Source organism: Muribaculum intestinale, from assembly GCF_002201515.1.
Taxonomy (GTDB): domain Bacteria; phylum Bacteroidota; class Bacteroidia; order Bacteroidales; family Muribaculaceae; genus Muribaculum; species Muribaculum intestinale.
The window spans coordinates 2,047,109-2,059,805 of the sequence record NZ_CP021421.1; the positions used below are offsets into that span (position 1 = coordinate 2,047,109).

11 protein-coding genes are annotated in these 12,697 nt (G+C 50.7%); 4 read left to right on the forward strand and 7 right to left on the reverse strand.

Going from position 1 to position 12,697, the window contains the following annotated elements; genetic code table 11:
- Window positions 1-38: 38 nt before the first annotated feature.
- From rnr to trpS, 4 genes are all read right to left on the reverse strand, one after another.
- The gene (gene rnr, locus ADH68_RS08225; RefSeq protein WP_068961227.1) at window positions 39-2,309 is read right to left on the reverse strand and encodes a ribonuclease R; all 2,271 of its coding nucleotides are present in this window, start codon (window positions 2,307-2,309) and stop codon (window positions 39-41) included.
- Between the two features lie 131 nt (window positions 2,310-2,440).
- Entirely contained in the window at window positions 2,441-4,372 is a 1,932-nt protein-coding gene (gyrB, locus tag ADH68_RS08230; RefSeq protein WP_068961226.1) for a DNA topoisomerase (ATP-hydrolyzing) subunit B, read from the reverse strand.
- A 204-nt stretch (window positions 4,373-4,576) separates the two neighbouring features.
- Window positions 4,577-5,614 carry a UDP-glucose 4-epimerase GalE gene (gene galE / locus ADH68_RS08235; RefSeq protein ID WP_068961225.1) on the reverse strand — a complete coding sequence of 346 codons (1,038 nt, stop codon included), beginning with the start codon at window positions 5,612-5,614 and terminating at the stop codon, window positions 4,577-4,579.
- 48 nt (window positions 5,615-5,662) lie between these two features.
- Entirely contained in the window at window positions 5,663-6,751 is a 1,089-nt protein-coding gene (gene trpS / locus ADH68_RS08240) for a tryptophan--tRNA ligase (protein ID WP_068961224.1), read from the reverse strand.
- A gap of 241 nt (window positions 6,752-6,992) precedes the next feature.
- Here trpS and ADH68_RS08245 point away from each other — a divergent pair, with 241 nt between their 5' ends.
- Window positions 6,993-7,427, forward strand: coding sequence for a Fur family transcriptional regulator (locus tag ADH68_RS08245; protein ID WP_084274077.1), 435 nt, complete (start codon window positions 6,993-6,995; stop codon window positions 7,425-7,427).
- A gap of 25 nt (window positions 7,428-7,452) precedes the next feature.
- On the forward strand, window positions 7,453-7,995 hold the full coding sequence (gene rbr / locus ADH68_RS08250) for a rubrerythrin (protein ID WP_068961223.1): 543 nt from the start codon (window positions 7,453-7,455) through the stop codon (window positions 7,993-7,995).
- Window positions 7,996-8,076: 81 nt separating this feature from the next.
- Here the strand turns inward: rbr and ADH68_RS08255 are convergent, their stop codons facing one another.
- Entirely contained in the window at window positions 8,077-9,051 is a 975-nt protein-coding gene (locus ADH68_RS08255) for an SPFH domain-containing protein (protein WP_068961222.1), read from the reverse strand.
- A gap of 18 nt (window positions 9,052-9,069) precedes the next feature.
- Window positions 9,070-9,522 (reverse strand): NfeD family protein, encoded by a 453-nt coding sequence (locus tag ADH68_RS08260; RefSeq protein WP_068961221.1) that lies wholly within the window; start codon window positions 9,520-9,522, stop codon window positions 9,070-9,072.
- A 318-nt stretch (window positions 9,523-9,840) separates the two neighbouring features.
- On the opposite strand from ADH68_RS08260, the gene ADH68_RS08265 reads away from it, so the two are divergent.
- Both ADH68_RS08265 and ADH68_RS08270 read left to right on the forward strand, forming a co-directional pair.
- The gene (locus ADH68_RS08265; RefSeq protein WP_068962105.1) at window positions 9,841-10,515 is read left to right on the forward strand and encodes a YczE/YyaS/YitT family protein; all 675 of its coding nucleotides are present in this window, start codon (window positions 9,841-9,843) and stop codon (window positions 10,513-10,515) included.
- A 133-nt stretch (window positions 10,516-10,648) separates the two neighbouring features.
- Window positions 10,649-11,155, forward strand: coding sequence for a hypothetical protein (locus ADH68_RS08270; protein WP_133165695.1), 507 nt, complete (start codon window positions 10,649-10,651; stop codon window positions 11,153-11,155).
- 55 nt (window positions 11,156-11,210) lie between these two features.
- On the opposite strand, the gene ADH68_RS08275 is transcribed toward ADH68_RS08270, so the two are convergent.
- The gene (locus ADH68_RS08275) at window positions 11,211-12,566 is read right to left on the reverse strand and encodes an NAD(P)-dependent oxidoreductase (RefSeq protein WP_068962104.1); all 1,356 of its coding nucleotides are present in this window, start codon (window positions 12,564-12,566) and stop codon (window positions 11,211-11,213) included.
- Window positions 12,567-12,697: the final 131 nt, after the last annotated feature.

Here is a 12,697-nt window from a genome sequence, read left to right on the forward strand (position 1 = left end):
TCTGATTTATAGAGTCGATACTGTTTGCAGCAGTCGGGTTAGCGGCGACGGCGGGTGCGGTCAGCTCCACGACGCTGCTTTGAACCGCGTCCCGACTTCGGACGTCCGGAGAGTGCCTCCTTCACGCTTACCTCTTTACCTTTTGCATCTTCGCCTACAGGACGGCCCTTGTCGTCAAGCAGTGAGAAATCTACCATGCGTTTCTCGATATTGGCACGTGCCACTTGCACGCGTACGCAGTCGCCAAGCGTGTAGCGTGTGTGGGTCTTGCGTCCGACGAGACAGTAGTTTTTCTCATCAAAGTCGTAGTAGTCGTCGGCAAGGTCGCGTATCGGCACAAGGCCCTCGCATTTGTTTTCGTTGAGCTCCACGTATAATCCCCATTCGGTCACGCCGGATATTACTCCATCGTAGATTTCTCCGAGACGGTCGGCAAGGTACTCGCATTGCTTGTACTTGATTGACGAGCGTTCGGCGTTTGCCGCGAGCTGTTCCATCTGCGAAGAGTGCTTGCACTGTTCCTCCAGCTTCTCGACATTGACCGAGCGGCCTCCGGAGAGATATTTGTCGAGAAGGCGATGGACCATCATGTCGGGATATCGGCGGATTGGCGATGTGAAGTGGGTGTAATAGTCGAATCCCAGACCATAGTGTCCGATGTTGTCGGTCGAGTAAATAGCCTTGGCCATTGAGCGGATTGCGAGTACCGACAGCAGATTCTCTTCTCCCTTGCCTTTGACGTCGGCAAGCATGCGGTTGATTGATTTGTTTATATCCTTGGCCGTACCGGTTGTCTTGATTTTATATCCGAAGTTGCGTGCTATTGCGGCCAGGTCGGTGAGGCGTGTCACATCGGGCTGGTCGTGAATTCTATAGACGAATGCTTTTGGCTTCTTTTTCCCTTTCGGGACGCCTATCTCGGCTGCTACAGTACGGTTGGCAAGCAGCATGAATTCTTCAATTAGTTTGTTGGAGTCCTTGGATTCCTTGAAGAATACATCGATGGGATGTCCGTCTTTGTCGATTTCGAAGCGTACCTCCTCACGGTCGAATTCGACCGATCCGTGCTCATAGCGGCGCTTGCGCAGTATCTTTGCAAGACGGTCGAGAGTAATGATTTCTTCAGCGAAGTCGCCATGGCCTGTCTCGATTACTTCCTGGGCTTCCTCATAGGTGAAGCGTCGGTCGGAGCGTGTGACTGTGCGCGCGATACGATGGGAGAGCACTTTGGCATCATCGTCCATGACAAATACGCAGCTGAATGTCAGTTTCTCTTCGTCGGGACGCAGGGAGCATATGCCGTTTGAGAGATGTTCGGGGAGCATCGGCACCACGCGGTCGACCAGATATACCGATGTAGCGCGTTTCTGGGCTTCTTTCTCGATTATCGTGTCGGGTGTGACGTAATGTGTCACGTCGGCTATGTGGACACCTACTTCGTAGTGTCCGTCGGGCAGACGACGTATTGAAAGGGCGTCATCGAAGTCCTTGGCGTCACGCGGGTCGATGGTGAATGTAGTCACGTCGCGCATGTCCAGTCGCGATGCTATCACTTCGGGTGTGATGCCCGCGTCGATACGCTGGGCGGCTTTATCAACATTTTCCGGGTAGCGGTAGGGGAGCCCGAACTCGGCGAGAATGGCATGCATCTCGGTGTTGTTCTCTCCGTTCTTTCCAAGTATGTCGATTACCTCACCACGCGGGTTTTTGTCGTCGGCGGGCCAGTCGGTGATTCTGACTATAGCTTTGTCGCCGGTCTTTCCGCCTTTGAGTTTGCCTTTGGGGATGAATATATCGTTGGCGAGGAATTTGGAGTCGGTGTTGAGAGTCGCTATGTGTCGTTCGACAGTGAGAGTTCCGATAAACTGCTGGTCATTCGGCTCGATAATTTCAAGCACCTTGCATTCGGGTTCCTGGCCTTTGCGGTGGGCTGCGACAAGCACCTTTACGCGGTCGCCGTTGAGAGCGTGCATAGAGTTGCGTTCGGCTACAAATATGAGGTTATCCTCCTCGCCGTCGAGTATTACACCGTTTTTGCCGTTGCTGCGGCGTGAGAATGTGCCGATAGCTTCTGTGCCACGGCTCGGAGCCTGATACTTGCCGGGTGCGACTTCGACAAGTATGCCGTCGAATTCAAGCTCGGCAAGACGCATTGCCACAGCTTTCTGCTGCGGTTTGGTGTCTATGCCAAGAGCATGGGCCACCTGCTTGTAGTTGAATGTCTTGTTGCCCTGTCGGCTGATAAAGTCATCGATTGCCGCGTGTAGTTCGCGGAATGCGTTTTTGCGGGCGTTTCTTGAATTGGCCATGTTGTGTATAAGTTTGGTAAATATATGGAGAAAGGGTATAATGCGGGCTCCCGCAGCTATGTTTTAATAACGCGCGACGAGTGGCATAAGTTGTGTGTGCCACTCGTCGTTGTGTAAAGGTTTATAGGAGATTATGCGTCGATATTTGCATAGTTGGCGTTTTCTTCAATGAAGTCGCGGCGTGGTGCGACATCCTCGCCCATGAGCATGGAGAATATTCTGTCGGCCTCGGCGGCGTCGTTGATGTTGACCTGCTTGAGCAGGCGTCCTTCACGTGACATGGTTGTGTCGCGCAATTCCTGTGCGCTCATCTCGCCGAGACCTTTGTATCGCATTACCTTTGTCTTGTCGCCGTTGCGTGCGATGAAACTTTGTACCTGTGCGTCGGTCCAGCAATATTCTTCAACCTTGCCTTTGGTGCATTTGTACAGCGGCGGGGTAGCCAGATAGAGATATCCGTTCTCGATAATCGGGCGCATGCGGCGGAAGAAGAATGTCATCAGCAGTGTGGCGATGTGGGCTCCGTCGACGTCGGCATCGGTCATGATGATGATTTTGTGGTAGGCGAGTTTGTCGAGATTTACCTCTTTGGAGTCTTCGGCCGTGCCGATTGTGACACGCATGGCGCGGAAGAGGTTGGTGATTTCCTGGTTGTCGAAAATCTTGTGGTCCATGGCTTTCTCGACATTGAGGATTTTGCCTCGGAGCGGGAGGATTGCCTGGAATGTACGGTCGCGGCCCTGCTTGGCGGTACCGCCTGCCGAGTCACCCTCGACGATGAAGAGTTCACAGTCTTCAGCCGTGCGGCTTGAGCAGTCGGCGAGCTTTCCGGGAAGACCTCCGCCACAGAGTGGTGATTTGCGCTGTACATTTTTTCGTGCGTTGTAGGCTGCATGTCGTGCGGTGGCGGCCAGGATTACCTTGTCGACAATCATTTTGGCCTGTCGGGGGTGTTCCTCGAGATAGTCGCGCAGGGCATCGCTCACAGCCTGTGATACTGAAGCTGTGACTTCGCTGTTGCCGAGTTTGGTCTTTGTCTGACCTTCGAACTGCGGCTCCATTACCTTTACCGATACTACGGCGGTAAGACCCTCGCGGAAGTCGTCGCTGGCAATCTCGATTTTGAGTTTTTCGAGCATCTTGGAGTCCTCGGCATATTTCTTCAGTGTCGAGGTGAGTCCGCGGCGGAATCCCGAGAGGTGTGTGCCACCTTCGATAGTGTTGATATTGTTGACGAACGAGTAGACGTTTTCGTTGTATGTTGTGTTGTAGGTCAGCGCTACTTCCACAGGTATGCCCTGGCGCTCGGTGTTGAGGTGGATTATGTCGTTGATGAGCGATTCTTTGCTTGAGTCGATGTAGCGTACGAAATCCTCCAGACCGTGCTCGCTATGGAATACCTCGCGGCGCGGGTTTCCGTCGGCGTCGATTGCACGCATGTCGGTAAGCGTAAGGGTGATTCCTGCGTTGAGGAATGCGAGGTCGCGCAGACGGTTGGCCAGGGTGTTGTAGTCGTAGACGGTGACTGTGAATATGCTGTCGTCGGGCTTGAATGTTATGCTTGTGCCGGTGTGTGTGCTTTCTCCGATAATCTTCAGCTCGCTGGTGGGCTTGCCGCATGAGTATTCCTGCATGTAGGCCTTTCCGTTGCGGTGTACCTCTGCGCGGAGATATGTCGACAGAGCGTTGACGCAACTCACGCCTACGCCGTGGAGACCGCCCGATACCTTGTAGCTGCCTTTGTCGAACTTTCCGCCAGCATGGAGCACTGTGAGCACAACCTCAAGGGCGCTTTTGTGCTCTTTCTCATGCATGTCTACGGGTATGCCGCGGCCGTTGTCGACCACGGTAATTGAGTTGTCCCCGTTGATGGTGACGTCGATATGATTGGCAAATCCTGCGAGAGCCTCGTCGATAGAGTTGTCGACCACCTCATATACAAGATGGTGCAGACCTTTTGCGCTTATATCGCCGATATACATCGCAGGGCGTTTTCTTACGGCCTCAAGGCCTTCGAGCACCTGGATGTTACTGGCGCTGTATTCTTCTTTCTGTTCTGACATTTATGTTTGCGTTTGATTGTTTTCAACGCCCTTGTCTTCAGGCGTCATTGCCCTGTTTAGAGCATACAAATTTACGAAAAATCCGCAAAACGAGCAAACCTAAAATGAGGCTTCAGGATGTTGATTCATTCAGTCTGACAAATAACATCGCCCCCTGAACCGACCGGTTCAGGGGGCGATGTTATTTGTCAGATAGCGAGCGGATTACATGATACCGCGCTCGCGCAGACGCTGCTGCCACTTCCATGCCGAACGCATGGTGTCGTCAATGGGAGTCGAGGCTGTCCATCCGAGTACTTCGTTGGCGTATGTCGGGTTGGCCCATACCTGTTCGATGTCGCCGGCGCGGCGTGGTGCGATACGGTAGGGAACCTTTACGCCTGTGGCGCGCTCAAAGGCGGTTATGAGTTCCATTACGCTGAGTCCGTTGCCTGTGCCGAGGTTGAAGATTTCAATCTTGGCTTCCGACTTGTCTTCCAGCATACGCTCTACGGCGATTACGTGGGCTTTGGCAAGATCGACCACATCGATGAAGTCGCGGATGCAGTAGCCGTCGCGTGTATTGTAGTCGTTGCCGAATACGCTGAGTTCCTTGCGTATGCCCATGGCTGTCTGGGTGAGGTAGGGGATGAGGTTCTGGGGCACGCCGTTGGGGAGTTCGCCGATTTCGGCAGAGGGGTGTGCGCCCACGGGGTTGAAGTAGCGGAGTATGACGCTCTTGAAGGGTGCGCCGGCATTGATTACGTCGGTGATTATCTCCTCGGAAATCTGCTTGGTGTTGCCATAGGGCGATGTGGCTTTCTTGATGGGTGACTGCTCGGTGACCGGGTTTACGTCGGGCTCGCCATAAACAGTGCAGGATGATGAGAATACAATACCCTTGACTCCGCGCTCGGCCATGATGTCAAGAAGATTCATCAGGGTGTTGAGGTTGTTGCGGTAGTAGAGTACCGGTTTTTCCATTGATTCGCCTACGGCCTTGCTGGCGGCAAAGTTGATGATACCCTTTATGTCGGTATACTTGTCGAAGAGAGCGGTAAGGGCCTTCATGTCAGTGCAGTCGGCCTCGACAAATTCGGGACGTATGCCTGATATGCGCTCGATTCCGTCGAGTACCTCGCGGTTTGAGTTGGAGAGATTGTCAATAATCACTACAGGGTAGCCGGCCTGCTGCAGCTCGACTACGGTGTGCGATCCAATGTAGCCGGTACCGCCGGTTACGAGGATTGTGCCTTTTTTCATATTGTCGGGTTAAAGTAAATGAATAATTGCTGTTGTATGATTGCAGGCTTATTTGCCGAAAGCCTTGGCCTGCTTCTCGATGAGGGCTTTGTCGGTGAAGTAATTGATTTTCATTGCCGCGCGTACTTCTTCGAGAGTCTGTGCTGCGGTTTCGCGTGCGGCTTCCGAGCCTTTGCGCAGTATTTCATATACGCCCGGTATGTCTTTTTCCCACATCTTGCGGCGCTCGCGTATTGGAGAGAGTTCTTCTTCGATTACGTTGTAAAGAAGTTTCTTTACAGTGCCGTCGCCTATTCCGCCGCGGGTGTAGTGTTCCTTTAGCTCGTTGAGCGACGCGTACTCGGGCAGGTACTTGGCAAAGTGGTCGGGCCGAGAGAATGCGTCGAGATAAATGAACGGGCAGTTACCCTCGAGATGTCCCGGCGAATCGATGGTAAGGTGGAGAGGGTCGGTATACATCGAGTTGATTTTTTTCTTGACTTCTTTTGGCGTGTCGGACAGATAGATGCAGTTGCCGAGCGATTTACTCATTTTTGCTTTGCCGTCGGTGCCAGGCAGTCGGTGGCATGCGGCATTGTCTGGGAGCATGATTTCAGGCTCCACGAGTACCTCGCCGTAGATGTGGTTGAAGCGGTTGACTATTTCGCGTGTCAGCTCAATCATTGGGGCCTGGTCGTCGCCTACGGGGACTGTCGTGGCCTTGAATGCGGTGATGTCCGAAGCCTGGCTTACGGGATAGGAGAAGAAGCCCATCGGGATTGACTCTCCTTCGAATCCACGCATTTTGATTTCGGTCTTTACTGTAGGGTTGCGCTGTACGCGGCTTACGCTTACGAGGTTCATGTAGTAGAATGCGAGCTCGGTGAGTTCGGGCACGGCGGTCTGCACGAATATGGTCGATTTAGCGGGGTCGATGCCTACAGACAGGTAGTCGAGTGCAACCTCGATGAGATTCTGGCGTATCTTCTCGGGATTGTCGGCATTGTCGGTAAGGGCCTGTGCGTCGGCAATCATGATGAAGATTTTGTCGAAGAGTCCTGAGTTCTGTAGCTCGACTCTGCGCCGTAGCGAGCCAACATAGTGGCCGAGATGGAGTTTGCCGGTAGGACGGTCGCCGGTAAGTATGACTTTTCCCATATTGTATTGTCTATGAATTGTTCTGCAAATATACCTATTTTCCTCCAATTCACCCCTACATTCTCTGTAAATGTTTGCCTCCGCTTATATGTATTGTGAGGCAGGTGTATCCGCATGGAAGGGACATACTGAATCGACGCATTCTGTTAATGGAGTATATTTTTTCAGAAGAAATGTAAAATCAATATCGATAAATTGAAATTATCACTTACTTTGTAGTAATTACAATATAGTTAAATTTATGTCCTTGACTGAATCATATACATTGCTCTCGCCATCACGACTGACAGAAATGATGCATAATGCCGGTGTGCGTCCGTCGGTACAGCGTATAGCGGTGCTTTCTCATATCGCCAATCTGAGGCGACACCCGACTGCCGACGAAATCTACACTGATCTTGTGGAGGAATTTCCGTCAATGTCGCGTACGACAGTATATAATTCTCTTCATGCTCTTACGTCCGGACGGCTTGTCAAGGAGCTGGAGATAGAGAGCGGCAACCGTCACTACGACTTTGCGCTGCAGCCTCCTCACGGACATTTTATATGTCGCAGATGTGGGAGAATAACAGATGTGGAGATTCCCGATGGGATTGAGTTGTCGCTCATGCCCGGATTCCGTGCAGACAGCATGGATGTATATTTCAAAGGAATCTGTAAGGATTGTACTGAATAATAACTAATATAATTATCTATAGAAAATGAAAGAATTAAAAGGAACAAAGACAGAGCGTAATCTCATGGAGGCTTTTGCCGGAGAGTCGCAAGCCCGTAACAAATACAACTATTTCGCCTCCAAGGCCCGCAAGGATGGTTATGAGCAGATTGCCGCAATCTTCGAGGAAACAGCCCACAATGAGAAGGAGCATGCCAAGATGTGGTACAAATTCCTTAATGGAGGCGGTATCAGCGATACAATGACCAATCTTCGCGAGGCTGCCGAGGGAGAGAACTTCGAATGGACCAATATGTACGACCGTATGGCGGCAGAAGCCGACGAGGAGGGATTCTCAGAAATCGCAGACCGTTTCCGTGCAGTGGCAGCCATCGAGCGTCATCATGAGGAGCGCTATCGCAAACTGCTTGCCAATATTGAACAGGGCATTGTATTCTCCCGTGACGGTGATACTGTATGGGTATGCCGCAATTGCGGACATATTGTAATCGGGAAGAATGCTCCCGAGGAATGTCCGGTATGCGCACATGCCAGAAGCTATTTTGAAATAGAGGCTACCAACTATTGACTTTTGATATCCATAATGACGAATGCCGTCGGGCCTGTTGGCTTCGACGGCATTCGTCATTATGGATATAGCTTATGTAGTTTATTTCTGAAACAACGACTGAATCGAGCCTATTGAGGAGAGCACCGATGATGCTTCGTAGGGGATGTATACAGTCTTGTTGTCCTTTCCTGATGTCATCTCGCGCAGAGTGTCAATGTATTTCATTGCGAGCATATAGGTGGCGGGGTCTGTGTTGCCTGAGCGTACGGCTTCGGCTACACGCAGGATTGCATCTGCTTCAGCCTGAGCATTGAGGATTATTGCCTGAGCCTCGCCCTCGGCACGTAATATCTGTGACTGCTTCGTGGCCTCGGCCTGATTGATTTTAGATGCTTTCTCACCCTCGGAACGCAATATGAGGGATTGCTTTTCGCCTTCGGCATTGAGAATTTCGGCGCGGCGGTTGCGCTCTGCCTGCATCTGCTTCTCCATAGCCACGCGTACTGATTCGGGAGGTGTGATATCCTGCAGTTCCACTCGGTTTACTTTCACGCCCCACTTGTTGGTAGCGTCGTCAAGAATTGCCTGGAGCTTTGTGTTGATGGTGTCGCGGCTTGTGAGTGTTTCATCGAGCTCGAGTTCGCCGATGACATTACGCAGCGATGTCTGTGTAAGTTTCTCGATGGCGTTTGGCAGATTGTCGATTTCATATACGGCCTTCTTCGGGTCAGTAATCTGGAAGTAGAGTAGCGCGTTGATTTCGGTGGTTACATTGTCGCGGGTTATGACTTGCTGTGAGGGGAAGTCATATACTTGTTCGCGGAGATCGATTACGCTTGTCACGGTGTTGCGCACTAAATAGCGTCCGCCGACGGTTGTCTCTACACGGCGTGTATAGATTGTCTTTGGCTTGTCGATAAACGGTATGATGAAATTGAGGCCCGGATTGAGCACGCTGTGGAAGCGTCCGAGCCGCTCGATTACCCGGGTTTCAGACTGTGGCACGACTTTTACACCGGCCGAAATAATCACTATTGCCAGTACGACAATGATTGCTGCAAGAATGTATGTCATAGCTTATTGTTTAGGGTTCTATTTATCAGGGAGAGTGGCTGTGAGTATGATTGAATTGTAGTCGGTGACGATTACTTCGGCACCGCAGGGTATCGCATAAGGTACGCCCGGAGCTACCACCTGCCATGAATCGCCGTCGATACGTGCGCGTCCGATTTCTCCGGGATGAATTACCTGAGTGACTACGGCGCGACGCCCGAGAAGGGCCTCCATGCCGGTGCGTGATGCGCGGCCTTCTTTGGCTACCTGTTTTTCGTGCCAGCGCTTTACGTATGGGACAAGAATAATGTAGGCCGCTACGGTAGTGGCTGCGAGAATGATGAGCTGCCACTCAAGGGCGACTCCGAAACAGTCGCCGACAAGGGCCGCAACGCATCCGATAGCAAGACATAGTGTCCATACCATCTGCGAGAACACTTCGACAATCATAAGAAGTGCTGCCAGAGAGAGCCATATAATCCAAAGTGTCATTACTGGAATGTTTTGTAAGGTTTTTAAATTTTTGTTTTCCCAAATTTATTAAATAAAAACGAGAAATCTATCGTTTTACAGTGATATTTTGTCGGAGAGAATCGACTGATTGTCGGAAATGGAAAGTATATGTCTGTATACGGGGGATATACGTCAGGTAGATGAGTAGGGGTAGGTGGATGATATGATTGGAAGTTTTTGTAATTTTGCACTGCAAAAAGAGATGTGCCGCTGATGGCACGCATTAAGAAACTCAATGTTTCCAAGAGGGGCGGTGTGGAGCCGCTGATAAACAATCATTTAAGGTCAACTGAAATTATGAGAAATCTTGTTATCAGGTATGCGGTGTTTGTGGCCGGTCTGTATTTTCTTTCTCTTGGAGTAGTGTGTATAGTAAAATCGACTCTTGGCACAACGCCTATATCAAGTATTAATTATGTATTATCGCTAAACACGCCTCTTACTCTCGGCACAGCAACTTTTTTGCTCAACATGCTGCTGATACTCGGGCAGTTTGAGCTAATCAAGGGGAGAAGCACTCGTAAGGATGTGGTAGAGATACTGTTGCAGATTCCATTTTCGTTTGCTTTCGGAGCATTCATTGACTTCAACATGTGGATGTGTCGCGGGATTGAGATTTCAAATTATTGGTATGCTTTGGCGATGCTCTGTGTGGGATGTATGTCGCAGGCTATAGGTGTAGTGCTTGAGTTTAAACCCAATGTGGCGATAATGAGCGCCGAAGGCTTCGTAAAATATGCATCGCGTCGATATAATAAGGAGTTCGGACGTCTGAAGGTAGGCTTCGATTTGCTTCTTGTAAGCTCTGCGGCGTTGCTCTCTTTGGCTATGTCAGGTACAATCGACGGCATACGCGAGGGTACTGCCATCGCTGCATTGACTACCGGCTATATGGTTACATTCCTTTCTATCCACATCTTCTCGCGCCGCAATCTAAACCGGTTGCTGTCAATCATACCTGTGCGGCGGTAACGTTGTCGGTAGGTGACAGGATGGTATATATAGCGGTAATTTTTTTATTGAACACAGATATTCTACATGTCATTGATTCATGTTTCAAAATATATGCGTATATTTACGGCTGTATAACCTAAATTTGATAATCATGGCAAAAATACAGTTGTTAATCTTCAGCATGGTCCTGGGATTGTGTGCTTCATGCAGTTCGTCCAATACAAATTCTCAGGCTGCCGCAGAAACGGTTCAAGACACGGAACCCCGTCAGAATAACGACAATTCCGCAATCGACATTGAATCGGGCATATATGCCGAAATCAAGAAAGAGATAGACTTTTCAAATTCAAAGTGTCCGATATCTCTTGGAATGGGCAATAATGTGACTTTGGAAAGTATCGCTTATGAGGATAATTCTGTAATATATTATTATAGTCTTGATAGAATTAATGATGGTGTTGGCAATAATGACAGTTTTAAGAGCTCATTATTGTACATGCTGAAAGGCGAGGCTGGCTTGAATGCTGCAAATAAGCGTTTTTTTGATAACATCATCAAAGCCGGGGCCAAGATAATCTATGTCTATCAGAGCCATTCGGGAAAGTCGTTGACAATCGAAATATCCAACAAGGAGTTGAGAGATATCTTTGAAGAATAAATATTGATAATATAATTTTGCCCGATACCTCACGTATGTATCGGGCAAAATTATGTTATGATGGCAAGTCGATGGATTCCATCAGTTTTACGGCATCGATGTAGCGTATGATACCGTCGGCCACACGTTTAGCGTCCTGCATGGCGTGGACTACTGTGGCTGGTCGGTTGGTTACGTCGCCTCCTGCGAATACTCCTCTGCGTGACGTCATGCCATAGGGCACATCGCGGGTGAGTACATAGCCTTTGGAATCGACGTTAATACCGTCGGTCGAGTCGACGATACGCGATGCCGGGGCCGATCCGACGGCAAGTATCACGCGGTCTACCGTCATGTCGGTCAGAGTGCCTTCGGTGTCGACTGTTATGCCGCTCAGCCGATTGCCGGCATCCCATGGCATATCGGTCGGCGCTCCATCGTTTTCAGCTCCGCGAATCTCTTTGACGGATGATTTCCACATGAATTTTACGCCTTCGGCGACGGCATCGTCATATTCGGCGCGGAGGGCGCTCATCTCGTTGACTGTACGGTGATATATTACGGTCACTTCAGCGGCACCCATGCGCAGAGCTGTGCGTGCGGCGTCGATGGCGGTATTGCCGCATCCGATTACGGCTATACGGTCGCCCCGGCCTATTACCACTTCCTTTTGGTCGATGCAGCCTGACTGATACAGACTCACGCGTCGCAGAAACCAGATGGCCTGACGCACTCCGGGATGATTAATTCCCGGTATCGGCAGTGTCTTTGGTCGTCCGGTGCCGGTGCCCATGAATATGGCGTCGAAGCCACGGGCAAAGAGGTCGTCGATGGTAAGGGTGCGGCCGATGGTGGTATCGAGGTGGAACAGTACACCGAGGTTCTCGATTTTTTTGATTTCGCGACGGACAACTTCCTTTGGGAGACGGTATTCAGGTATGCCGAACATCAGCACGCCTCCCGGCTCGGGTTGCATCTCGAATATTTCCACCCGGAATCCCTGGCGTGCGAGGTCGCCGGCAATAGTGAGCCCGGCCGGTCCGCTACCGATGACAGCCACTGCACCGCGCGATTTCTCCGGGATAGCCTCGTGGGTGAGTCCGGCCTCTCCGTCGAAGTCGGCTACGAAGCGCTCGAGTTTACCAATATTGATATGGCGGCCTTTCTTTGCGAGCACACAATTGCCCTCGCATTGACGTTCGTGGCCGCATACGCGTCCGCACACTGCCGGCAGATTGCTGCGCGAGTTGATTATTTTCATTGCGTTTCCGAAGTTGCCTTTGGCGAGTTCGGAAATCCAGTCGGGGATGTCATTGGAAATGGGGCAGCCTTTCTTACATCCGGGTACCTTGCAGTGGAGACAGCGCTGAGCTTCGCGGATAGCTTCGGGGAGAGTGTAGTTTTCAGAGACTTCTTTGAAAAGGTGGTTCATTGCGGCGTATATTCTGTTTATCGGATAATTTGTGGCGACAAAGTTAATGAAATTTTGTGTCGCGACGCAATAATAGGGCGATATAGCATCAATCGGTCGGCCATTGCCTGAGGGCATAGCCGACCGATTGA

Excerpts from the sequence above, each read along its gene's own strand:
- rnr (WP_068961227.1), bottom strand. The coding sequence starts at position 2,309 with ATGGCCAATTCAAGAAACGCCCGCAAAAACGCATTCCGCGAACTACAC.
- gyrB (WP_068961226.1), bottom strand. The coding sequence starts at position 4,372 with ATGTCAGAACAGAAAGAAGAATACAGCGCCAGTAACATCCAGGTGCTC.
- galE (WP_068961225.1), bottom strand. The coding sequence starts at position 5,614 with ATGAAAAAAGGCACAATCCTCGTAACCGGCGGTACCGGCTACATTGGA.
- trpS (WP_068961224.1), bottom strand. The coding sequence starts at position 6,751 with ATGGGAAAAGTCATACTTACCGGCGACCGTCCTACCGGCAAACTCCAT.
- ADH68_RS08245 (WP_084274077.1), top strand. The coding sequence starts at position 6,993 with ATGTCCTTGACTGAATCATATACATTGCTCTCGCCATCACGACTGACA.
- rbr (WP_068961223.1), top strand. The coding sequence starts at position 7,453 with ATGAAAGAATTAAAAGGAACAAAGACAGAGCGTAATCTCATGGAGGCT.
- ADH68_RS08255 (WP_068961222.1), bottom strand. The coding sequence starts at position 9,051 with ATGACATACATTCTTGCAGCAATCATTGTCGTACTGGCAATAGTGATT.
- ADH68_RS08260 (WP_068961221.1), bottom strand. The coding sequence starts at position 9,522 with ATGACACTTTGGATTATATGGCTCTCTCTGGCAGCACTTCTTATGATT.
- ADH68_RS08265 (WP_068962105.1), top strand. The coding sequence starts at position 9,841 with ATGAGAAATCTTGTTATCAGGTATGCGGTGTTTGTGGCCGGTCTGTAT.
- ADH68_RS08270 (WP_133165695.1), top strand. The coding sequence starts at position 10,649 with ATGGCAAAAATACAGTTGTTAATCTTCAGCATGGTCCTGGGATTGTGT.
- ADH68_RS08275 (WP_068962104.1), bottom strand. The coding sequence starts at position 12,566 with ATGAACCACCTTTTCAAAGAAGTCTCTGAAAACTACACTCTCCCCGAA.